Source organism: Streptomyces sp. So13.3 (genome assembly GCF_005860785.2).
Lineage (GTDB): Bacteria > Actinomycetota > Actinomycetes > Streptomycetales > Streptomycetaceae > Actinacidiphila > Actinacidiphila fildesensis.
The window spans coordinates 3,331,529-3,352,288 of record NZ_CP048835.1 but is presented as its reverse complement, the minus strand read 5'-3'; the positions used below and the strand labels follow the sequence as shown (position 1 = coordinate 3,352,288).

The window sequence follows — 20,760 nt, the reverse complement described above, 5'->3', positions numbered from 1 at the left end:
AGACATCAGGCCGGGATGACGGCCCCCGTTCCGCTGACGCGGATGCGGGGGTCGTCCGCCCGCAGTTCGACGGTGAGGACGCCCGGGCGGCCGAGGTCGTCGCCCTGGTGGAGGGTGAGGACGGCGGGCGCGGTGACCAGCTTCCGGTCGCGGAGGTACGCGCCCAGTGCCAGGGCGGCCGCGCCCGTGGCCGGGTCCTCGACGACGCCGCCGACCGGGAACGGGTCCCGGACGTGGAAGACGGAGTCCGAGGCGCGCCACACCAGTTGGACGGTGGTCAGGTCGAGGCTGAGCATGAAGGCGGCCAGCCGCTCGAAGTCGTAGTCGAGCGCGGCCAGCCGCTCACGGGTCGCGGCGGCGAGCACGAGGTGGCGGGCGCCGGCGTAGGCGATCCGGGGTGCGAAGGCGGGATCGAGGTCGGCGGCCGGCCAGCCGAGGGCTTCGAGCGCCTCGGTGACGGCCGCGTCCGGGATCTCCTCGACCTTCGGCTCGACACTGGTGAGCGTGGCGCGCAGCGCGCCGGAGGCGTCTGCGGCGACCGTGACCGGAACCTCACCGGCGGCTGTCGAGAACAGCAGGTCACCGACACCGATCCGCTCGCCGAGGGCGACCGCCGTGGCGACCGTGGCATGGCCGCAGAACGGCACTTCGGCCTTCGGGCTGAAGTAGCGGACGGTGAGGGAGCGCCCCTGCGAGGCGGTGATGAAGGCCGTCTCCGAGTAGCCGACCTCGGCGGCGACGGCGAGCATCTCCGTCTCGCCGAGGCCGGCGGCGTCCAGGACGACACCGGCCGGGTTGCCCCCGGCCGGGTCGTCGGAGAAAGCGGTGTAGCGAAGCACCTCGGTGCCGTGAATCGACGTCATGACCTGCACCAACGACGACCACCGCCGCGATGTTCCCGCGCCCGTACAAGGACTTCGTCCGCACTTCGTGGGGGCCTTCGCGGGTCAGGCGACCAGCCGCAGGCGCAGCCGTACGAGCGTCGACGGGTCCAGGCCGAGGCCGTCGGTCAGGAAGCGGCCGAAGGATCCGTAGTCGTGCTCCGCCTGGTCCCGGAAGGCCGCGAGGTACTCCGTCCTGACCTCCTGGAGCGGGATGAGGAGGTCAGGGTTCCGCATCAGGCCCAGCTGCTTGACCTGGTCGCGCACGGCCCGGTCGGCGGCGGCGCGCAGGTCGTTGGAGAGCAGGTAGTCGGCGGTGGTCGTGGACTGCGGTACGCCGACGGCCCGCAGGACCGTGTCGATCAGTACGCCCGTACGGTCCTTGCCCGCGGTGCAGTGGACCACCACCGGGCCCGTGGAGTCCGCGATCCGGCGGATCGCGGCGCCGAGGGCGGCGCGGTTCGCCGCGGACGTGACGAAGCCGCGGTAGGCGGTCCGCATCCGCTGCGCCGCCCGGTCGCCGCCGAGGGCCGCTTCCTGGGCGGCCGGGTCGGCACTGCCGACGACCTGCGCGATGAACAGGTAGAGGCCGGTGTCGTCGACGGGCAGCGCGACCGGTACCGGTCCGGCCGGCAGCCGGTCGGCGCCGTCGACCCGGACCTCCGAGGGGCTGCGCAGGTCGATGACGGCGCGCAGTCCGAGCCCGGCGAGCGCGGTGACGCCGGCCGGCGGGAGCTTGGCCAGGCTCTCGGTCCGGTAGAGGGTGTTCCACCGGGTGGTGGCGCCGTCGTAGGTGCGGTAGCCGCCGGTGTCCCGGGCGTTGACGGTGCCGGGGACGGTGAGCACCCGGCTGTGCGCCGTGGCCGGTGAGGGTGCCTGGGATTTTCGGGCTGCCGGAGGGCTCGTCCCCGCCGCTTGGGCGGCGGGGACGAGCGGTCCTGCGAGGACGAGTGCGAGGGCGAGCGCGGTGGCGGCGCGTGCTCCGGTCCGCATACGGGGGTCCCTTCCTGGTCGGGAGCGGGACCGTAGCGCGAGGATCTTGAGAGCGGAACAGCCTTGCTGACGAATAGTCAACAAACCGCCGTCCGGCGGAGTCGGGCCGGTCAGCCGCGCCCGATGTACGGCATCGCCGTCGCCATCACCGTCGCGAACTGCACGTTCGCCTCCAGCGGCAGCCCGGCCATGTGCAGCACCGTGCGCGCGACGTCGGTCACGTCCATCACCGGTTCCACCGCCGTCGTGCCGTTGGCCTGCTGGACCCCGGTCGTCATCCGGGCGGTCATCTCGGTCGCCGCGTTGCCGATGTCGATCTGGCCGCAGGCGATCCGGTACGCGCGGCCGTCCAGGGACAGCGACTTCGTCAGACCGGTCATCGCGTGCTTGGTGGACGTGTACGCGACGCTGTTCGGGCGCGGCACATGCGCCGAGATCGAGCCGTTGTTGATGATCCGGCCGCCCTGCGGGTCCTGCTCCTTCATCGCTCGGAACGCCCCCTGCGCGCACAGGAACGCGCCGGTGAGGTTGACGTCGACGACCGAGCGCCACTGCTCGTATGTGAGGTCCTCCAGCGGCACCGGCGGCCCGAACATCCCGGCGTTGTTGAACAGCAGGCCGAGCGGCCCGAAGCCGCTCCGCACCGACGCGAAGAGCCGGTCGACGTCCTCGGGCCGGGTCACGTCCGCGGGCACGACGAGGGTGCGGCCGCCCGGCGGCGCCCCGGTGTCCCCGGCTGCCCCCGCGTCCCCGTCCGGCCGAGCCGCCGCCAGCCGGGCCGTCTCCTCCAGCGCTTCCTGACGGCGGCCCGCGAGCGCCACCGACCAGCCGGCCCCGGTCAGCGCCAGCGCCACCGCGCGCCCCACGCCGGATCCGGCGCCCGTCACCACTGCCACCTTCTGGATCTCACTCATGGCATCGCAGGGTATGCGGTGCGAGGATGGAGATCAGCGCAGCCCCGAAGGTGACCGCAGCCCCGAAGGTGACCACCGTCCCGCAGGAGGCCCTATGCCGATCGTCGACCCGCTGTCCGACAAGGAGATCGCCGACCGTCTCGCGGAACTCCCGGGCTGGGAACTCTCCGCGGACGGTACCGCTCTCGTCCGTACGTACCGGCTGGCGCACCTGGCCGCCGCGATCCTCGCGGTGCACATCGCTCAGGTGCAGGCGGAGCTGGACCACCACTCGGATCTCACCCTCGGGTACGACACGCTCGGCGTGTCGATCACCACGCATTCGGCCGGCAGCCGGCTGACGGCGAAGGACTTCGGTCTGGCCGCCCGCATCGCGGCCATCGCCCCGGCCCACGGAGCGCAGTAGCCGGCCCTCAGGGCGCAGAAGGCGACGGTCAGCCGAACCGGCGCAGCAGGGCGGACTCGGCGGCGGTGAACGCCTCGTCCGTCAGTATCCCGTCGCGCTTGAGGTCGCCCAGTTCGCGCAGCCGCCGCAGCAGCGCGTCCGGGTCCTCGGCGCGGTCGGAGACCTGCGCCGGGACGGCGTCCTCGGGCGACGGCACCGGCGGCTCGGCCCCCGGTCACGGCCCGGGACGATACGGATGACCTTGTCGTCGAACGTCCAGGTCCCGTCGTGCGTCAGCAACTCAGCCATGGACCCGATCCTCATTCTCCGGGCGCCGCGCACCGGGTCCTCCGGAGGATCCCGACGACCCTCACCGACCCGTCACTCGCCCGGGTACCGCACCCCGATCCGCTCGCGGACCGCGTCCAGGGTGCGCATGACGGCGAGCGTCCCCGCCAGCGGCACGAGCGGCGACTGGGTCTCGCCGGCCCGCAGGCACCGCATGACCTCGGCGGCCTCGTGCCGCAGGCTGTCGCGCTCCGGGACGTCGGTGACCTCGGAGAGCAGGTACTCCCGGGGCTCGTGGCCGTCGCGGTGGAGGGTGAAGCGGTCGGGGTGGAAGTAGCCGTGCGGGATCTCGATGCGTCCCGTGGAGCCGGTCACCGAGGCGGTGACGGGAGTGCCGGAGGTGATGGAGCAGCTGAGGAGGGCGACCGCGCCGCTGTCCCAGCCCAGGACGATGCCGGTGTTGTCGTCGACGCCCTCGGGCGTGAGGTGGGCGGTGGCCCGGACGGTGTCGGGCTCGCCGAGCAGCAGGTGCGCGAAGGAGACGGGGTAGACGCCGAGGTCGAGGAGCGCGCCGCCGGCCTGGGCGGGGTCCCGGAGCCGGTGGTCGGCGGCGAACGGGCCGGCGATCCCGAAGTCGGCGTGGACGGTGGTGATCTCGCCGATGGCGCCGTCCCGTACGAGCTCGGCCATGCGCAGGATCAGCGGGTTGCAGTACATCCACATGGCCTCCATGAGGAAGCTGCCGTGGTCGGCGGCGAGGGCGGTCAGCTCCGCGGCCTCGCGGACGTTGACCGTGAACGCCTTCTCGCACAGCACGGCGCGGCCGGCCTCCAGGCACAGCCCGGCGGCGGCGCGGTGCGCGGAGTGCGGGGTCGCGACGTAGACGACGTCGAGGCTGTCGTCCTGGGCGAGCTCGGCCCAGCTGCCGTAGGCGCGGTCGATGCCGTAGCGGTCGGCGAAGGTCTTGGCGGAGCCGATGCTGCGGGAGCCGACCGCGGCGACCTCGGCGTCCGGCAGGGTCAGCAGGGCCTCGGTGAAGGTGGCGGCGATGCCGCCGGTCGCCAGGATCCCCCACCGGATCGGCCGGCCCGCGCCTTCCGCGCCTTCCGCGCCGCCCACAGCGCCACCCGCGGGTCCGGACGAGCCGGAAACGCCTTCTATGCCGTGTCCGCCGTCTGCGCCATGCTCGTCGTGCCCGCTGTGCACCATGCGTCCGCCCCATCAGGTCTCGACCACGTGTGTATGCCTGAAAGGATAGGCAAGGATTCAACGATTATCGGGGGTGCCCCATGCAGGAAGCCGGTCCGAGCGCCGACGCGCGCATATCCGACGCGCAACGGCTCACCGCGCAGCGCCGTACCGGGTGGCTCGTCACGCTGGTGCTGGGCGGGCTGACCGCGCTGGCACCGCTCTCGATGGACATGTACCTGCCGGCCCTGCCGAAGGTCACCGACGCGCTGCACAGCCCCGCCGCGACCATCCAGCTCACCCTCACCGCCTGCCTGGCCGGCATGGCGCTCGGGCAGCTGGTCGTCGGGCCGATGAGCGACAAGTGGGGGCGCCGCCGGCCGCTCCTCGCCGGCATGGTGGTCTACGTCATCGCCACCGCCGTCTGCGCCTTCGCGCCCAGCGCCGAGCTGCTGATCGCCTTCCGGCTGTTCCAGGGCCTGGCGGGCGCCGCGGGCATCGTCATCGCCCGGGCCGTCGTCCGCGATCTGTACGACGGCGTCGAGATGGCCCGGTTCTTCTCCACCCTCATGCTGGTCTCCGGGGTCGCCCCGGTCATCGCGCCCGTCATCGGCGGCCAGGTGCTGCGGCTCACCGACTGGCGCGGCGTCTTCGGCGTTCTGACGGTGATCGGGGTGCTGCTCACCCTGCTGGTCTGGCGGCAGCTGGACGAGACCCTGGCCCCGGCGGACCGGCACAGCGGCGGCCTCGGCCAGACGCTCTCCGCGATGCGCGGGCTGCTCGCCGACCGGGTCTTCACCGGCTACATGCTCGCGGGCGGCTTCGCCTTCGCCGCGCTCTTCGCGTACATCTCCGCCTCGGCCTTCGTCGTGCAGGACATCTACGGCGCCTCCCCGCAGACCTTCAGCCTGCTCTTCGGCCTGAACTCGGTCGGTCTGGTCGCGGTCGGTCAGCTCAACGGCAAGGTGCTGATCGGCCGGTTCAGCCTCGACAAGGCGCTCGGCGTGGGCCTCGCGGTCATCACGCTGGCCGCCGTGGCGCTACTGGTCATGGCCTCCGGGATGTTCGGCCGGGTGGGACTGGTCCCGATGGCGGCGGGCCTGTTCGTCCTGATGTCGGCCATGGGCCTGGCGCTGCCGAACACGAACGCGCTGGCGCTGATGCGCACCAAGCACGCGGCCGGCTCCGCGTCCGCCCTGCTCGGCACGACCTCGTTCCTCATCGGCGCGGTCGTCTCGCCGCTGGTCGGGATCGCGGGGGAGCACACGGCGGTCCCGATGGCGGTGGTCCAGCTGGCCTGCGCGCTGATCGCCGTCGGATGCTTCGCCGGGCTGTGCCGCCCGTGGCGTCGTAGGGTGGATGCACCGTAGTCATCTGGAGGCAGGAATGTCCGAGCCGATCGACGGGAACCGCTGGGCGTTCAAGACCGCCGACAGCGTGCTGCACACCGGGTCCGAGAACGCGGTGGATCCGGAGGACCTGGTGATGCTCTCCGGCCGCGAACCCACTCCCGCCCGGATCGAGAGGGCCCGCAAGGAGCTGGAGGAGCATGGCGCCGCCGCTGTCGAGAGGTACCTGCCCTGAGGCCGGCCTCGACGCCGGGGAACTGCGGCGGCTCGTCCCCGGGCTGAGGACGGCCCTGGAGCCGTCGCCCGTCCACCCCTGGTGCGCGGGCGCGGTCGTGCTCGCCGGGCGCGGCCAGGTCGTCGCGCTGCACGAGGCGGTCGGCTGGGCGGTGCGGTACGCGGGCTACGACGCGGCCGCCGACCGCGGTGTGGAGCTGCCGCCGGAGCGGTGGGTGCCGATGCGGCCCGACACGGTCTTCGACCTGGCGTCCGTCAGCAAGCTCTGCACAGCCGTCGTCGCGGCGCGGCTCCTGGACCTCGACCGGCCGGTGGCCTCGTACGTGCCGGAGTTCGCCGCCGCGGGCACGGCGGACATCACCGTACGGCAGCTGCTCGACCACACCTCCGGCTTCCGCCCCGAGCTGCCGTTCTACGACCTGCCCACCCCGGCGGCCCGGCTGCGGCTGCCGTGGGACGAGCGGCCGCTGCACCCGCCCGGCACCGTCCGGATCTACTCCGACCTCAATCTGATCGCCCTCCAGCAGGTACTGGAACGGGCCACAGGAACGCCGCTGGACGTCCTGGTCAGGGACGGGATCACCGGGCCGCTCGGCATGAAGGACACCGGCTACAACCCGCCCGCCGCCCTGCTGCCCCGGATCGCCGCGACCGAGGACCAGCGGCGGCCCTGGGGCAAGCTCGACCGCGGCATGGTGCACGGCGTCGTCCATGACGAGAACGCCTACGCGGCGGGCGGGGTCAGCGGGCACGCCGGGCTCTTCTCCACCGCGTGGGACCTCGCCCTGTTCTGCCGGTCGCTGCTCGACGCCGGCGGGCCCTACCCCGGCTTCGAGACCGACCAGCCGGGCCTGATGGGCGAGCTGGCCGGCCACGGCGCCGTCGGGCACAGCGGTTTCACCGGTACGAGCCTGGTGATCGATCCCGCCACCGACACGTTCCTGGTGCTGCTCACCAACTCGGTGCATCCCAGCCGTACCTGGCGGGAGGGCAGCGCGCCCCGGGCCGCGGCCGCCACCTGCCTGGCCCGGAGCGTCCTGAAGGCCTCGGGGACCCCGGGGTCCTAGCGGAAGATCCCGGTGTGGCCCAGCGAGTAGCGGCCGGGCTGCGGGTAGACGGCCAGGCCGTGCGGGCCCGAGCCGACCGGGATCTTGGCGATCGTGTGGCCGTCGCTGGTGTCGATCGCGTAGACCTCGGCGTTGTAGCGCCCCGACAGCCACAGCACCTTGCCGTCCGCGGACACCCCGCCCATGTCGGGGCTGCCGCCGCCCGGGATCTCCCACTTGTGGATGAGCTTGTTGGTGGCGAAGTCCAGCACCGACACCGACCCCTCGCCGCGGTTGGAGATGTACATCGACTTGGAGTCACGGCTGACGTAGAGGCCGTGGCAGCCCTTGCCGGTGGGCATCAGATACGGCTTGGAGAACGTGTCGCCGTGCAGCACCCACATGCCGTCGGCCATCATGTCGGCGATGTACCAGGTCTTGCCGTCGGGGGACATCTTCACGTCCTGCGGCATCGCGCCGTCGAACGGCAGCCGCTGCTGGCCGACGATCTCCATCTTCTCGGTGTCGACCTTGAGCAGCTCCGCGGAGAACTCGCAGGAGACGATGAAGTACCGGCCGTCGGGCGAGAAGTCCGCGTGGTTGACGCCGTAGCAGGACACCGGGACGGTCTTCTTGACCTTCATGCTGTGCGCGTCGCGGAAGACCAGCTCGCGGTCGAGGGAGGCCATCACCACCGCGTACTTGCCGTTCGGGGTGAAGTACAGGTTGTAGGGGTCGTGCACCTGGACGGTGGAGCCGGCCCGGCCGGTCGCCGGGTCGATCGGGGTCAGCGAGTTGCCGACGTCGTTGTTGACCCAGAGCGTCTTGAGGTCCCAGGACGGGACGACGTGCTGCGGCTGCTCACCGACCGGGATCGTCTCGATGACCTTGTACGTCGCCGGGTCGATCACCGACACCGTGTTGGAGTTGGTGTTCGGCACGTACACCCGGGACGGGAAGTTCTTCACCACCGGGGAGAGCGCGTTGGGGCGGTCCGCCGCGTAGACGTCCTTCGGGTCGAGCACCGGCGGCATACCCGGCAGCCCCTGGGGCAGGATCTTGGCCGGGGCCGACCTGACGGCGGCCTTGGTGGCCGCCGGGGAGGGCGCGTGCTGTTCGGTGCCGTCCTTCCCGCAGCCGGCGGTGGCGGTCACGAGGGCGATGGTGGCGGCCAGCAGGACGGCGGGGCGCACACGGTTCACAGGACGCATCAGGTCAGTAGCTCCGTCGTGGTCACGGCGCGCAGCCCGCGCCGTTTCAGGTCGTCGAGGATCCCGGGCAGTGCGGCGATCGTGCCGGCGTACCCGAAGTGCAGGCTCACCACGGATCCGGGGCCGACGTCCTTGGCCACCTTGGCCCGGACGGCCCCGGTTCCGGGTTCGGTGAAGTCGAGGGAGTCCACGTCGTACGCGAGGACGTGCTCGTATCCCGCCTGCCGGGCGAGGCGTTCGACGAGCGGGGTGGCCAGCCGGGCCTGGGACGGCCGGAACCAGCGGCCGGGCGAACCGGTGAGCTTGCGCAGCCGGTCCGCGCAGCCGGTGATCTCGGCGGTCGCGGCGGCCGCGCCCATCGCGCAGATGTTGCCGTGGGTCTGGGTGTGGTTGCCCAGCTCATGACCGCCGTCGAGGATCCGGCGGGCGAGTTGCGGGTACTGGTCCAGCCACTCGCCGACGGCCAGCACCGTCAGCCGCGCCCCGGCCCGCTCCGCCTCGGTCAGCAGGGCGGTGGCGATGGCCGGTTCGCCCCGGCCGTGGAAGGTGAGCGCGACCTGGGGGCGGTTTCTGGGCCCGTGCTCGATCTGCGCGGGCAGGCCGGGCGGCAGTGGTGGCAGTGCGGGGTGAGCGGAGGGAGGGTGCGGCGGGCGGGTGCTCGGGGGGCGCCTGGCTGGCCGCGGGGTCCGGGGAGGCCCCGGCGGCGGAGGGGCCGTCCCGTCCGCACAGCCGGTGAGCAGGGCTCCGGCGGCGGCGACCTGCAGCACGGTACGGCGGGTCATGGACATTGAGGACCACTTTAGGGCGCAATGCCCGATCTTTTGATGTTATTGGGGCGGCGCGGCGCGTGGCGGAGTCGGCTGACATGATGTGGACCCGCGGTACGCGAGCGGCCATTGGTGTGCCAGGGGTATGCCGCAGACAGGACGACGTGGGGGGCTACGTGGCGGGAACAACGGCAGTTCGGGAGGCCGGTTTCGGCACCGCGCTGCGAGAACTGCGCACCGCGCAGAAGTCGGCGAAGGGCGTGTCGCTGTACTCGCGCTACATCAACCGGCCGGCCGGCCGGGTGCTCGCCGCGGCTGCCTACCGGGTCGGACTCACACCCAATCAGGTGACGCTGGTCAGCATGGCCTTCACCTACGGCGCCATCGCGGCGGTCGCGCTGGTGCGCCCGTCCTGGACGCTGTCGGTCGCTGTCTACCTCGCGCTGGTGATCGGCTTCGCCTTCGACTCGGCCGACGGCCAGCTGGCACGGCTGCTGCGCCGTGGCAGTCCGGCGGGGGAGTGGCTGGACCATGTGGTGGACTGCGGGAAGATCACCGGCGTGCACGCCGCGGTGCTGATCTCGTTCTACCGCTTCTTCGATCTGCCGGGCGAGGGTTGGCTGCTGCTGCCGCTCGGCTTCCAGTTCGCCGCCGTGATGATCTACGTCGGCGGGCTGCTGACCGAAAAGCTCAAGCCGAAATCCGCGCCCGGATCCGCGCCGGCCGCCCCGTCGCGGATCAGGGCCGTGGGCCTGCTGCCCGTCGACTACGGGGTCTTCTGCGTGGTCTTCCTGGCGCTGGGCGGCGGACGGGCGTTCCTGTACGCCTACGCGTTCCTGGGCGGGGTGTACGTGCTGTTCCTGGGCGCGTTCCTGGCGAAGTGGTTCCGCGAACTGAAGGCCGTGGGCGCCCCGGCCTCCTGATCCCCCGCCGTCCGATCCCCGGCTCCGGGGAGTCGGGCCGTTCAACCGTGGCGCTCGGCGCCTTCCGGGGTGACGGGCTCGGTGAGTACGTCCAGCGCCCGGCGCAGCTGGGTGCTGGACGTGTGCACGGTGTACGGGAAGTACACGACCTCGACGCCGACCGCCGCGAAGTCCCGCTCCAGGCGGGCGCCCTTCTCGGTGCCGCGCCAGTCGTCGCCCTTGAAGATGACGTCGAAGCGCACCTGCTGCCAGGTCTCCACCTTGTCGGGGACGGTCTCGACGAAGGCCGCGTCCACGAAGCGCACGCTGCGGACGATCTCCAGCCGCTCGATCAGCGGAACCATGGGCCGGCGCCCCTTGGCCAATTCGGCCATTTCGTCGGAGACGACGCCCGCGACGAGATAGTCGCACTGGCTGCGGGCATGCCGAAGGATGTTGAGATGCCCCACGTGGAAGAGGTCGTAGACCCCTGGCGCGTAGCCGACACGGTGTGCCACGAAACGACCCCCAGCCGTACTGCCCCGCCCGGTAATGCCCAAGGCGATGGTGAGTCTCCGACGATAGCCGGACGTCGCAGATACTAAGCGACGATTTGCGAAACGAAGACCGGCTGGAATCGTCAACATGTAGCACCGGTGAACAGTTAGGGTGGACGCTTGGTCACTTCTGGGGGGAACGGGGCGCGCCGTGTCGGCTCTTGACAGCTTTCGCCACAAACGGCTGTTCTTGGTTTCAACCAATTACGCGCCGGAACACACCGGTATCGGGCCGTACGCCACGCAGATCGCCGAACACTGGGCCGCGGGCGGGGCCGACGTGGCGGTGCTCGCCGGTATGCCGCACTACCCCGCCTGGGAGACCGACCCCGCCTACCGGGGTGTCTGGCGGACCGAGGAGGAGCGCGGCGGGGTGCGGGTGTACCGTCGCCGGCACACCGTGCCACCGCGCCAGACCGCGGTGCGCCGCGCCCTGTTCGAAGCGTCGGTGCTCGTGCACGGACTGCTCGCGCCGCCGCGCGTCCGGCCCGACGTGGTCGTCGCGCAGCTGCCCAGCCTGGCCGGCGGCGTCCTCGCGGCGCGCACCGCCCGGCGGCACGGTGTCCCCTATGTCCCCATCGTGCAGGACCTGATGGGTGCCGCCGCCAAGCAGAGCGGCATCAGCGGCGGGGACCGGGCGGCGGCCGCCGCCAGCGCCGTCGAGGCGTACGTGCTCAAGCGCGCGACGCTGGTCGGCGTCATCCACGAGAGCTTCACCGACAAGGTCGCCGCGCTCGGCGTACCGCGTGAGCGGATACGCGTGGTCCCCAACTGGTCGCATGTGGCGCGCCCCTCGCGGCCCCGCGCCGAGATGCGCGCCCGGCTGGGCTGGCGGGAGGGCCAGACCGTCGTCCTGCACTCCGGCAACATGGGACTCAAGCAGGGCCTGGAGGTGCTGGTCGAGACCGCCCGGCTGGACCCGGCCGTCCGCGTCGTCCTCATGGGGGACGGCAACCAGCGCGAGCAGCTGCGCGCACTGGCCGGCGGAATGCCCAACCTGGAGTTCATGCAACCGGTCGACGACGCGGACTTCCCCGACGTCCTCGCCGCGGCCGACGTCCTCGCCGTCACCCAGCGCGCGTCCGTCCTCGACATGAGCATCCCCTCCAAGCTCACCTCGTACTTCGCCACCGGCCGGCCGGTCGTCGCCTCGGTGGCCGCCAAGGGTGGCACGGCGGAGGAGGTGCTGCGCTCCGGCGCGGGCGTCCTGGTGGCGCCCGAGGACCCGCACGCGCTGCTGAAAGCGGTGCTGACACTCGCCGAGGACCCGGAGTCGGCCGACGCGCTGGGGTCCAACGGACCGCGCTACGCCGACGCGCACCTCAGCCGCACCGCGGGCCTGGACCGGATCGACGCCCTCGTGGCCGAGGCCCTGGACACCGCCCCGCGGGCCCCGTCGGCGCCACCAGTACCATTCGCGGAATCCGCGCAGGCCGCGGAGCCCGCACATTCGGACACCTGATCCGGTGACGAACGCGCATAATGAGCGAGCGCATGGGGAGCGCGCGCCTGAGGGGGTTTCACGCACGTGATCGAGCAACATGACGAACCGGACCTGTTGCGCGACCAGTTCCGCCAGCTGATCCGCTACCGGGCACTGATCGTGGCCGGAGTGCTGATCGGGCTGCTCGGCGGCGCCGCGCTGGCGCTGTCGGGAGCGGACAAGTACGTCGCGACGAGCGAGATCACCGTCCGGGCCGCCTCCGTGAACCCGTTCGCCACCGGTGCCACCCCCGACAAGATCCTGAACATGGGCTCGGAGCGGCAGACCGCCGCCAGCGGCGTCGTCGCGGAGCGCGCGGCCAAGGCGCTGGGACAGCCGGAAGCGGCCACCGAACTGCTCGCCAACCTGCAGGTGACCAACCCCCCGCAGACCACGGCACTGGACTTCGCGTACACCGGCCACAGCCCTCAGGAGGCGGCGGCCCGGGCCAACGCCCTCACCCAGGCCTACCTGGACAACCGGCAGCAGCAGACCGCGTCGAGCATCACGATCATGGTCAACGGCTACAAGACCCAGCTGGACCCGCTGGTGAAGCAGTCCGAGGCGCTGCGCAAGTCGATCGAGAAGCAGAAGGACCCGTCGAGCGTCGCCACCAACACCAACGCGCAGACCAACCTGCTGGGCCGGATCTCCGAGCTCAACGGCAAGATCAGCGAACTGAAGGCCCTCGACACCACCTCGGGCAACGTGATCCGCACGGCCGTCCCGCCGACCTCGCCCGCCGGGCTCGGCCTGCCGATCTCCCTCGGCCTGGGCCTGGGCGTCGGTATCGCCATCGGCCTGCTCGCCGCCTGGGTGCGGCTGGTCTTCGACCCGGCGGCCCGCTCCGACAGCGATGTGGTGCGCGCGCTGCGGGCCCCCGTCCTCGGGACGCTGCCGCGGGTCCGCGACAGCCGTGAACCGGCTCCGCTGCTCGCCCTCGACAACACCGAGAGCCGGCTCGCCGAGGCGTACCGCTCGGTGGCCTTCCGGCTCGCGTACGACCAGCGGTTCGCCGACCGCCGGCGGCTGCTGGTGGTCGCGCCGCGCGGCTCCAGCGAGACCGCCACCGCCGTCTCGGTCAACCTGGCCGCCTCCTTCGCCGAGACCGGCATGGAGGTCCTGCTCATCGAGGCCGACCTGCGCACCCCGACGCTGGCCGACCGGCTGCGCTCCGGCGACGGCTCCCGCCCGGCCTGGGCCCGTACGCCCTCGGTGGGCGACGGCGGCTGGCCGGCCGGGCACCAGATCTCCATCGACGCCGGTGAGTCCGGCTCCTTCGACCTGGTGCCGGGCCGCCGGGTCCGCAACGTCGCCCGCGCGCTGACCTCGGTACCGGCCACAAGGCTCATCTCCGAGGCCGACGCCCCGAAGTCCGCGGTCATCGTCCACGCGCCCGCCGTGCTCGCCTACGCCGACGCCCTCGCACTCGTCGACCGGGTGGACGGCGTCCTGGTGGTCTGCGACCCGCGCGAGGTGCACCGGGCCGACCTGGAGCGGGTCCGCGAACTCATCAGCGGCGCCGGCGGCACCGTGCTCGGCGCGGTGCTGCACTCGTCGGGCAGCACCGGATTCACCCTGCCGTGGCGCCGCAACGAGGACCGTACGGCCCCCCTCCCCATGGCTCCCGCGGAGGACGCCGGCAGCGCCCCCGCGGCCACGGCGACGGACCTGCTGGAAGCCGTCCTCCCGGAACCCGAACGGTCGCCGGTGTCATGAGAGTCCCGGGGGCGAAAGCCTCCATAGCGTGCTCCGTCGCGGACCAGGGAGTGTCGGCGCTCACCAACATCCTGGTGCTGGTGGTCGCCGCGCGGCTGTCCAGCGCCGCCGGGTTCGCCGTCTTCTCCATGGTCTACATGGTCTTCACCATCCTGCTCGGCGTCGGCGTCAGCTACGTCGGCCAGGCGCTGGTGCTGGTCCGCGGCGAGGACCGGGTGATCCGGGCCGCCTGCCGCTCCGCGGCGGTCTTCACCGTCGTCGCGTCCACCGTCATCGGGTTCACGGCCGCGGCCGTGCTGGCCTTCGTGCCCGGCGACACCGCCGCCGCGCTCGCCGTGCTCGGGCTCATCCTGCCCATCGCCCTGACCCAGGACGGGATCCGCTACTGCTTCTCGGCGCTGCGGCTGCCGCACTACGCGCTGGCCGCCGACCTCGTACGGCTCGCCGTCGCGCTGCCCGCGCTGGCGGTGCAGCCGCACGGAGCCGGCCCCGCCCGGCTGGTGGCCGTCTGGGGCCTGTCGGCGCTGCCCGCGCTGCTCACCGCCATCGCCCTGCTCGCCCCGCTGCTCCGCGGCCTGCCCGCGGACCTGCGGACGTATGTGCGCCGCGGCCACCTCGGGCAGCGCTTCGTCGTGGAGTTCGGCGTCGGCAACGGATCCAGCCAGTTGGCGATCCTCGGCCTCGGGCTGTTCGCCACCCCGCTGGCGGTCGGCGCGCTGCGCGGCGCGACCACCCTCTTCGGACCGCTGAACGTCCTGTTCAACGCCTCGACGGCCTTCGGCCCGCCGCTGCTGAACCGGACGGAGAGCGTACGCGGCCAGGTCCGCGCCACCGCGGTGCTCGCCGCCGTACTGGCCACCGTCGCCGCGAGCTGGGCGACCGTGCTGTACCTGCTGCCGGACCGGATCGGCAGACAACTCCTCGGCGACACCTGGCCCAACGCCGCCCATCTGCTGCCGGCCAGCGGCAGCCAGTACACCGCGATGGCGGTCGGCACCTGCGGACTGCTGACGCTGCGGGTGCTGCGCCCGCGCACCACACTGCCGATCCAGGTGGTCTTCTCCCTGGCGGCGGTGGCGTTCATGCTCACCGGCTACGCGCTGGGCGGGGTCCTCGGCGCGGCCTGGGGCCTGGGTCTCGGCTCCGTCGCCAAGGCGGTCGCCACCTGGCTGCGGATCGGCTCGGTCAGCGCCTCGGCGGCGTCAGCGCAGGAGCTTGCGCGGGTCGGTGCGGAAGGAAGCGACCATGGCCAGGCACAGCACGGCGATCCCGATCCGGCCGGAGGCCTGGAGAAGTGAACCGCGCAGCAGGATGAAGGAGTAGCCGGCGATCAGCGGCACGATGATGGCCGTCATGTCGCCCGGCCGTCCGCCGTCCGCGGTGCGCAGCGCGTACCGCCGGTCGCCGCGCGCCGCCAGGTAGCCGACCCCCAGGAAGCCGCCGGTCATCCCGAGCGGTCCGAAATCCAGCCACAGTTCGGACCACAGCGGTGAGGAGAGGTTGGTGTTCTTGTTGCCCATCCACTCGCCGAGCATGATGCCGGTGTCCAGTGCCTTGTCGGGCCAGGCGGAGCGGGGCACGTAGAAGAAGACCGCGGCGGCGAGCTGGCGGCCGTAGGTGTGGCCCGCGCCGGAGTGCACCTCGGTGATCGCGTTGGCGAACATCACCGTCTGGTCGTAGTCCTTGCGCGCCAGCGGTTCGAGGACCGAATTGGTCTCCATGGGCTTGTAGTCGGCCGCGTCGTAGCGGAACCGGTCCATGAAGGGGAACACCAGCAGCGCCGCGACGACGCCCAGGGCCAGCGCGGAGCGGTACATCACGGGGCTGCGCGGGAACGCGGTGAACAGGAAGGAGAACAGCACGGTCAGGAACCAGAACCGGGCGTTGGATATCGGGTTGTTGACGACGATGTTCAGCCCGGCGGTGGCGATCCACAGCAGGATCGGCAGCGGCCGCCGGCGCGCGATGCGCGAGGTCACCAGCCAGCGGGTGAGGAAGAGCAGCGCCAGCAGCGCCGGTACCGTCCCGAAGCCGCGCAGCGTCGCGGAGCCCGCGTGCGAACCGGCGGTGGCCACCCCGGTCTCCGCGAGGGTGTCGCTGATCTCCTGGCGGCTGCTGAACAGCACCGCGGGCCCGCCGAGTTTCATGACGTAGTAGCTGCTGGCCACGAACGCCAGCAGCACCAGCAGATACAGCCGGCGCGGGCTCACGGAGGCCGCCGGGCGCTCCTTGCGGCCGGTGCGCACCGGGCGGTGCCGGGCCAGCAGGACGCCGACGTCGAAGGCCACACAGCCGACGAGGGTCAGTGCGAGGGCCGCCGACAGATCGCTGCGCGGGCCGACCAGCGGCGTCGGGACGCGGCCCAGGACGAGCTGGGCGAGCGAGGCGACGCCCATCGCCGCGTAGACGAACAGCCAGAACGACCCCTGGATGAGCCGCCGGCGGCGGGTGGTGAGGATCATCGACGACAGCCGGGCCCCGGCATAGCAGGTCAGTGCGATCTGCAGCCAGTACGCCTCGTCGTGCACGCCCGCGCCCGGCTGGAGGGCCACGGTGGCGGGCAGGAAGACGACCAGGCCGAGCACCAGCGGCACGGCCAGGGCACGGGACAGCACGGCCCGGGGGGACACCGCGGGCACCTCGGGCCGCCTGGTGCGCGTCTCGGCCACCCGTGTGTCGACAACCGCCATGGCTGCAGTCCCCCTTCCCCGCTACCCCGTCAGCGTCGCACGTCCGCGTACACCTTTTGCAGGTGGTCCACGATCGCGTCGATGGTGAAGGAGTCATGGATCAGCCGCCGGGCCGCGACGGAGGCCGCCGCGTGCACCGCCGGGTCGAGCAGCTCCAGGATCGCACCGGCGATCCGGGCGCCGTTCTCGGCACTGTTCCCGCCGCCGGTCTCCTCGCGGCTGTCCACGAGCCGGCCCGCGCCCGCCGCCTCGATGTCGGGGGCCAGCCCGCAGGTCTTCGTGACGACCACGGGTGTGCCCACGGACATGGCCTCGGCCGCGGACAGCGAGAACGATTCCTGGATCGACGGGATGACGTAGACGTCCGCCCGCCGCAGCTGCTCGTACACCGCGGTCCTGTCGAGCGCGCCGACGTACTCCACCGACCCGTCGACCCCCAGCGCGCGGGCGCGGGCCAGGGTCGCCTCCAGGCCGCCCGTGTCGGGCCCGGCGAGCACGAAGCGCGCCTCCGGGTGCTTGCCGAGCACGCCGGGGACGGCCTCGATGAAGTCCTCGGGCCGCTTGGCGGGGTGCACCCGGGCCAGATACAGCACGGTGGGCGGCCCGCCGTGCGAGGAGGCCCGCAGTTCCGGGCGGTACTCGCCCTGCGGTTCGACGCCGTTGGCCAGCCGTATGGTGTTGGTCAGTTCGACCGGTTCCACCACGGCGTTGACGTTGCGGCGCTCGGTCTCGGTGAGGCACAGCACCGCGTCGGCCCGCCGCAGCACCCGCCGCACCCCGAACGCGTCGGAGATCTTGGCGGGCAGCCGCTCGGTCGGGTCGATCATCCCGTGCGTCTGCAGGACCAGTGGCCGGCCGCACTGCAGGGCGGCGAGCGCGATCGGCAGGGTGACGAGGTCCCGCATGAGGTGGACGTGCACGACGTCCGCCGACTTCACCAGCCGGCGCGCCCTGGCCAGCAGTGACGGGGAGGTGATCCCCGCGACGCCGAATCGCCGGATGAGGTGCCGGGCCTGGAACAGCTGCGCCGGTACCCCTTCCACCTCGGTCGGCAGCGGCCCCTCGAACTCGTCGCCGAGGGTGACCAGCCGGGCGTCGACCCCGCGCTCGATCAGCCCGCGCGAGAGGCTGAGCGCCACCCGCGTCGGACCGCCGAAGGCGTGGCTGGGTGTGTGCAGCGTGACGGCGTGCAGGACCCGCATACCCCGTTCACTCCCCCTTCGAGAAGAGCCAGACGGAGCAGCCCGTGCTGGTGAAGCCGCGTGCGCCGGCCGGCACGGTGACCAGCGCCTTGCTGCCGGAGACCGCCTTGCCGTCCGCGCCGGTGAGCTTCCAGGAGCAGCCCTTGGACGGGGTCGGCGCGTGATAGGTGCCGGGGGTGATGACGCTGCCGGCCTTCACCTTGCTCCCGACGGTGAAGGTGCCGTCGGTGAAGCCGTGTTCCGCCGCCGCGAGTACCGGCTTCTGGTCGGGGCAGAGTGCGGTGACGGCGTCGTGCGCGCCGGAGATCTGGCCGAGGACGATGCCGCTCGCCGCCGCGTCGGGGTCCCGCTTGGCGATGAACTTGATCTTGTCGCAGGACTCCTGGCCGAGCTCCAGCACGGCCGCGGGGTCCGATCCCTTCGGCACCCGGCCGGTCAGGTACTGCTTCTGCTGCTTGGTGAAGGAGCCCGTCGCCGGTGTCAGTTCCGCCGCCGGGACGGTGGGTCCGGGCGTGGTCGGAGCGGCGGTGGCGGTGGGGTTCTGGTCGAGGCCCCCGGAGGCGGGGGCGGAGGCGGTCGGAGGCGCGGCGGCCTTCGGGTCGCTGCTGGAGCAGCCGGTCAGGAACACCACCGCCGCCGCCGTCGTGATGACGGCGGCGGCGGTGGCCCGGAGCGGGTGGATCATCCGGTGAGCCCCAGGGTGCGGTGCTGGGCGATCTGCGCGGGAGTCAGAACGCTCGGGTAGATCGCGGTCTCGTCGATGGAGCCGGCGAAGTAGTTGCTCGCGGGCTGGCTCGGCCAGCCGTTGAGCTGGTCGCCGCCGACGTGCCAGTAACCGGTGTAGTCCTGGCTGGCGGTGTACGCGCTGTTGCTGGACACGAGGTTTCCGTCGACGTAGAGCCGCATGCCATTGGAGCCCTGGGTACCGACCACGTGGTGCCACTGGCCGTTGTTCAGGCCGGTGCCGCTGGCGATGGTGCGGGTCCCGTTGAGGTAGGCGCCGAAGATCAGCTGACCGTTGTTGGTCATGTAGATGTGCTTGTCGTAGTTGGAGCTGAGCCGGCCGTTGGTGTTGCTGCCGAAGCCGACGAGCTTTCCGCCCTGCGTGGTGGTCGTTTTGAACCACGTCTCGACGCTGTACGAGGCCGGGCGGGGGTAGGAGCGGTCGCTGTACGAGTACTGGCTGGTGCCGTTGTACGTGACCGCCGTGCTGTTGCCCTGGACCGCGGCGGGGACGACCCGGCGGGTCGAGTACCCGACGTTGTCGCCGGCCGCCTGGTTGCCCGAGGCGTCCGCGAGGTATCCGGCCGTCTCGTCGTAGCGCCAGTACAGGTTGGCGCCGTCGGCGATCACCTTGGCGGGGTACGACTCGGCGGTGGCCGCGGCGACGGTGGTCGCGTTGGCCGACTTGGCGCTGACGTTGGTGCCGTCGCTCGCCGACACCCGGTAGGTGTACGACGTGCCCGCCACCACGTTGGTGTCGGTGAAGGTGAGCTGCGGCCGCACCCACGGGAGCGAGGAGGCGCTGACGGTGTAGACCGGGGTGGCACCGTTGTTCCGGTACACGTTGTAGGTCAGGTTGCCGTCGTCGAGGTCCAGACTGGTCTGCCAGCGGACCTGGACCTTGCCGGGCTCCACGCTCGACGCGACGACCTGCGGGATGCTGGGCGCCCCGGTGTCAGGACCGTTCGAGAAGCGGGTCAGACCCTGCTGGGCCTTGAGGTTGGTGGTGGTGAAACCGCCACCGGCCCAGAGGTAGTCCTTGCCGCCGCCGGACGCGACGATCAGCACACGCGGGCCGACCAGCTCGCCGAGACCGTCATTGGTGTCGGGGAACCAGGGCAGCAGCGTCGGGCTGTCGACCGACTCGGCCAGCAGGTGGTGGCGGGTGCCGTCCGGGTACTCGCCCATGGTCGAGCAGTCGTGGGCGTGCGAACCGCTGTAGATCACCGACTGGTAGAGCGCCAGGTTCTGGGTGGCGCCCAGGCAGGTGTCCCGCCAGCGCTGGTTCCAGTCGCTGTAGTTGAAGGCGATGCGGCCGTCGAACACACCGCCGCCGGTGCCCTCGTTGGCGACGTAGAAGCCGGTGCTGTCGGTGATGATGTCCTTGACGACCGACGTGTTGTCGATGAAGCCGTTCGGGTAGTTCTTGGTGACGGCTCCGGTGGTGGCGTCCACCACCGCCAGGGCGTGCGAGTTCGCGCCGTTCACGGTGTAGAAGTCACCGCCGACGATCACATGTGTGCCGTCGGCCGCGACCTCGACGGCGCGCGCCGTCTCGTCCGTGTCGGCCGTCCACGGCTTCAGGGCGCCCGCGGTGGTGACCGCGGCCAGGTGGCCGCGGGTCTGGCCCTCGACGGACTGGAAGTCGCCGCCGAGGTAGACGGTGTCGGCGGTCGCCGTCAGCGCGCGCACGGTGGCGGTGACGTTGACGTGGAAGTCGTTGCGCGGGGTGCAGGTGGCGATGTCGATCGCCGCCAGGTTGCTCACCCCGACGCCGTTGACCGCTCCGAAGGAGCCGCCCGCGTAGAGCGTCTTGCGGTCCGGTGAGACGGTGAGCGCGCGGACCGTCTCCGTGCCGCCGGTGAAGGACAGGTGGCACCCGGTGGGTGCGCCCGTCGTGGTGTCGAACGCGGCGAAGTTGACCGCGGGCTGCTCGTTCTCGCCGGCAGCCGAGCCGGGCGGCCGGATGGCCGAGAACGTACCCCCGGCGAAGACCACTCCGTCCGCCTGGGCGAAGGCCCAGACGATCCCGTTGGTCTGCCAGGTCGAAAGGTCGTCCGCCGTGATGGCGACCGGCGGAGTCAGTGCCGTCGCGGACTGCGACGTCATCACTCCCAGTGTCGCGGCCGCCAATGCAGTGGCAACCGAGAACACCCCCAATTTACGCATGCGTAGCCCCCCAGGCCCCTAGCGTTTGCCCGTGGCTCGTACAGCCGACGGTGCAGGGC

18 protein-coding genes and 2 pseudogenes are annotated in these 20,760 nt (G+C 71.9%); 8 read left to right on the top strand and 12 right to left on the bottom strand.

Annotation, left to right across the window (positions count from 1 at the left end):
- Window positions 1–5: 5 nt before the first annotated feature.
- From C8250_RS15205 to C8250_RS15195, 3 genes are all read right to left on the bottom strand, one after another.
- Entirely contained in the window at window positions 6–863 is an 858-nt protein-coding gene (locus C8250_RS15205) for a PhzF family phenazine biosynthesis isomerase (protein ID WP_138357614.1), read from the bottom strand.
- Window positions 864–947: 84 nt separating this feature from the next.
- Window positions 948–1,874, bottom strand: a complete 927-nt coding sequence (locus C8250_RS15200) for a tyrosine-protein phosphatase (protein WP_138357613.1) — start codon at window positions 1,872–1,874, stop codon at window positions 948–950.
- Window positions 1,875–1,984: 110 nt separating this feature from the next.
- On the bottom strand, window positions 1,985–2,788 hold the full coding sequence (locus C8250_RS15195; RefSeq protein WP_138357612.1) for an SDR family oxidoreductase: 804 nt from the start codon (window positions 2,786–2,788) through the stop codon (window positions 1,985–1,987).
- A 94-nt stretch (window positions 2,789–2,882) separates the two neighbouring features.
- Between C8250_RS15195 and C8250_RS15190 the strand changes: the two genes are divergently transcribed.
- Window positions 2,883–3,194 carry a 4a-hydroxytetrahydrobiopterin dehydratase gene (locus C8250_RS15190; protein ID WP_138357611.1) on the top strand — a complete coding sequence of 104 codons (312 nt, stop codon included), beginning with the start codon at window positions 2,883–2,885 and terminating at the stop codon, window positions 3,192–3,194.
- A gap of 28 nt (window positions 3,195–3,222) precedes the next feature.
- Here the strand turns inward: C8250_RS15190 and C8250_RS15185 are convergent.
- Window positions 3,223–3,345: pseudogene (locus C8250_RS15185) on the bottom strand (Tat pathway signal sequence domain protein); the annotation flags it as partial.
- A 209-nt stretch (window positions 3,346–3,554) separates the two neighbouring features.
- The gene (locus tag C8250_RS15180) at window positions 3,555–4,580 is read right to left on the bottom strand and encodes a Gfo/Idh/MocA family oxidoreductase (protein WP_244809149.1); all 1,026 of its coding nucleotides are present in this window, start codon (window positions 4,578–4,580) and stop codon (window positions 3,555–3,557) included.
- Window positions 4,581–4,750: 170 nt separating this feature from the next.
- On the opposite strand from C8250_RS15180, the gene C8250_RS15175 reads away from it, so the two are divergent.
- The 3 genes and pseudogenes from C8250_RS15175 to C8250_RS15165 form a co-directional block, all read left to right on the top strand.
- Window positions 4,751–6,019 carry a multidrug effflux MFS transporter gene (locus C8250_RS15175; protein WP_138357609.1) on the top strand — a complete coding sequence of 423 codons (1,269 nt, stop codon included), beginning with the start codon at window positions 4,751–4,753 and terminating at the stop codon, window positions 6,017–6,019.
- A 16-nt stretch (window positions 6,020–6,035) separates the two neighbouring features.
- Window positions 6,036–6,233 carry a hypothetical protein gene (locus tag C8250_RS15170; protein WP_138357608.1) on the top strand — a complete coding sequence of 66 codons (198 nt, stop codon included), beginning with the start codon at window positions 6,036–6,038 and terminating at the stop codon, window positions 6,231–6,233.
- Window positions 6,199–7,269 (top strand): annotated as a pseudogene (locus tag C8250_RS15165) (serine hydrolase domain-containing protein); the annotation flags it as partial. The gene C8250_RS15170 and the pseudogene C8250_RS15165, both read left to right, overlap by 35 nt.
- Before the next feature lie 26 nt (window positions 7,270–7,295).
- Here the strand turns inward: C8250_RS15165 and C8250_RS15160 are convergent.
- Together C8250_RS15160 and C8250_RS15155 are read right to left on the bottom strand one after the other, a co-directional pair.
- Window positions 7,296–8,489, bottom strand: a complete 1,194-nt coding sequence (locus C8250_RS15160; protein ID WP_138357606.1) for a YncE family protein — start codon at window positions 8,487–8,489, stop codon at window positions 7,296–7,298.
- Window positions 8,489–9,277 carry a polysaccharide deacetylase family protein gene (locus C8250_RS15155; protein ID WP_187144847.1) on the bottom strand — a complete coding sequence of 263 codons (789 nt, stop codon included), beginning with the start codon at window positions 9,275–9,277 and terminating at the stop codon, window positions 8,489–8,491. The genes C8250_RS15160 and C8250_RS15155 overlap by 1 nt, the downstream gene beginning before the upstream one ends.
- 209 nt (window positions 9,278–9,486) lie before the next feature.
- Here C8250_RS15155 and C8250_RS15150 point away from each other — a divergent pair, with 209 nt between their 5' ends.
- Window positions 9,487–10,179 carry a CDP-alcohol phosphatidyltransferase family protein gene (locus C8250_RS15150; protein ID WP_232485478.1) on the top strand — a complete coding sequence of 231 codons (693 nt, stop codon included), beginning with the start codon at window positions 9,487–9,489 and terminating at the stop codon, window positions 10,177–10,179.
- Window positions 10,180–10,220: 41 nt separating this feature from the next.
- On the opposite strand, the gene C8250_RS15145 is transcribed toward C8250_RS15150, so the two are convergent.
- On the bottom strand, window positions 10,221–10,676 hold the full coding sequence (locus C8250_RS15145) for an adenylyltransferase/cytidyltransferase family protein (protein ID WP_138353807.1): 456 nt from the start codon (window positions 10,674–10,676) through the stop codon (window positions 10,221–10,223).
- Window positions 10,677–10,905: 229 nt separating this feature from the next.
- Here C8250_RS15145 and C8250_RS15140 point away from each other — a divergent pair, with 229 nt between their 5' ends.
- The 3 genes from C8250_RS15140 (at window position 10,906) to C8250_RS15130 (ending at window position 15,215) form a co-directional block, all read left to right on the top strand.
- Entirely contained in the window at window positions 10,906–12,177 is a 1,272-nt protein-coding gene (locus tag C8250_RS15140; RefSeq protein ID WP_138353806.1) for a glycosyltransferase family 4 protein, read from the top strand.
- A 66-nt stretch (window positions 12,178–12,243) separates the two neighbouring features.
- Window positions 12,244–13,917, top strand: a complete 1,674-nt coding sequence (locus C8250_RS44465) for a polysaccharide biosynthesis tyrosine autokinase (protein WP_187144846.1) — start codon at window positions 12,244–12,246, stop codon at window positions 13,915–13,917.
- Window positions 13,914–15,215 carry a hypothetical protein gene (locus C8250_RS15130; RefSeq protein ID WP_138353805.1) on the top strand — a complete coding sequence of 434 codons (1,302 nt, stop codon included), beginning with the start codon at window positions 13,914–13,916 and terminating at the stop codon, window positions 15,213–15,215. Before C8250_RS44465 ends, C8250_RS15130 begins: the two co-directional genes overlap by 4 nt.
- Here the strand turns inward: C8250_RS15130 and C8250_RS15125 are convergent.
- From C8250_RS15125 to C8250_RS15110, 4 genes are read right to left on the bottom strand one after another with little or no spacing between them, the layout of a single operon-like run.
- The gene (locus C8250_RS15125; RefSeq protein WP_239070110.1) at window positions 15,120–16,607 is read right to left on the bottom strand and encodes an O-antigen polymerase; all 1,488 of its coding nucleotides are present in this window, start codon (window positions 16,605–16,607) and stop codon (window positions 15,120–15,122) included. The two genes, C8250_RS15130 and C8250_RS15125, sit on opposite strands and share 96 nt — an antisense overlap.
- Before the next feature lie 29 nt (window positions 16,608–16,636).
- Window positions 16,637–17,809 (bottom strand): glycosyltransferase, encoded by a 1,173-nt coding sequence (locus C8250_RS15120; protein ID WP_138353804.1) that lies wholly within the window; start codon window positions 17,807–17,809, stop codon window positions 16,637–16,639.
- Between the two features lie 7 nt (window positions 17,810–17,816).
- Window positions 17,817–18,494 (bottom strand): hypothetical protein, encoded by a 678-nt coding sequence (locus tag C8250_RS15115; RefSeq protein WP_138353803.1) that lies wholly within the window; start codon window positions 18,492–18,494, stop codon window positions 17,817–17,819.
- On the bottom strand, window positions 18,491–20,641 hold the full coding sequence (locus tag C8250_RS15110; protein ID WP_232485467.1) for a LamG-like jellyroll fold domain-containing protein: 2,151 nt from the start codon (window positions 20,639–20,641) through the stop codon (window positions 18,491–18,493). Before C8250_RS15110 ends, C8250_RS15115 begins: the two co-directional genes overlap by 4 nt.
- Window positions 20,642–20,760 lie beyond the last annotated feature (119 nt).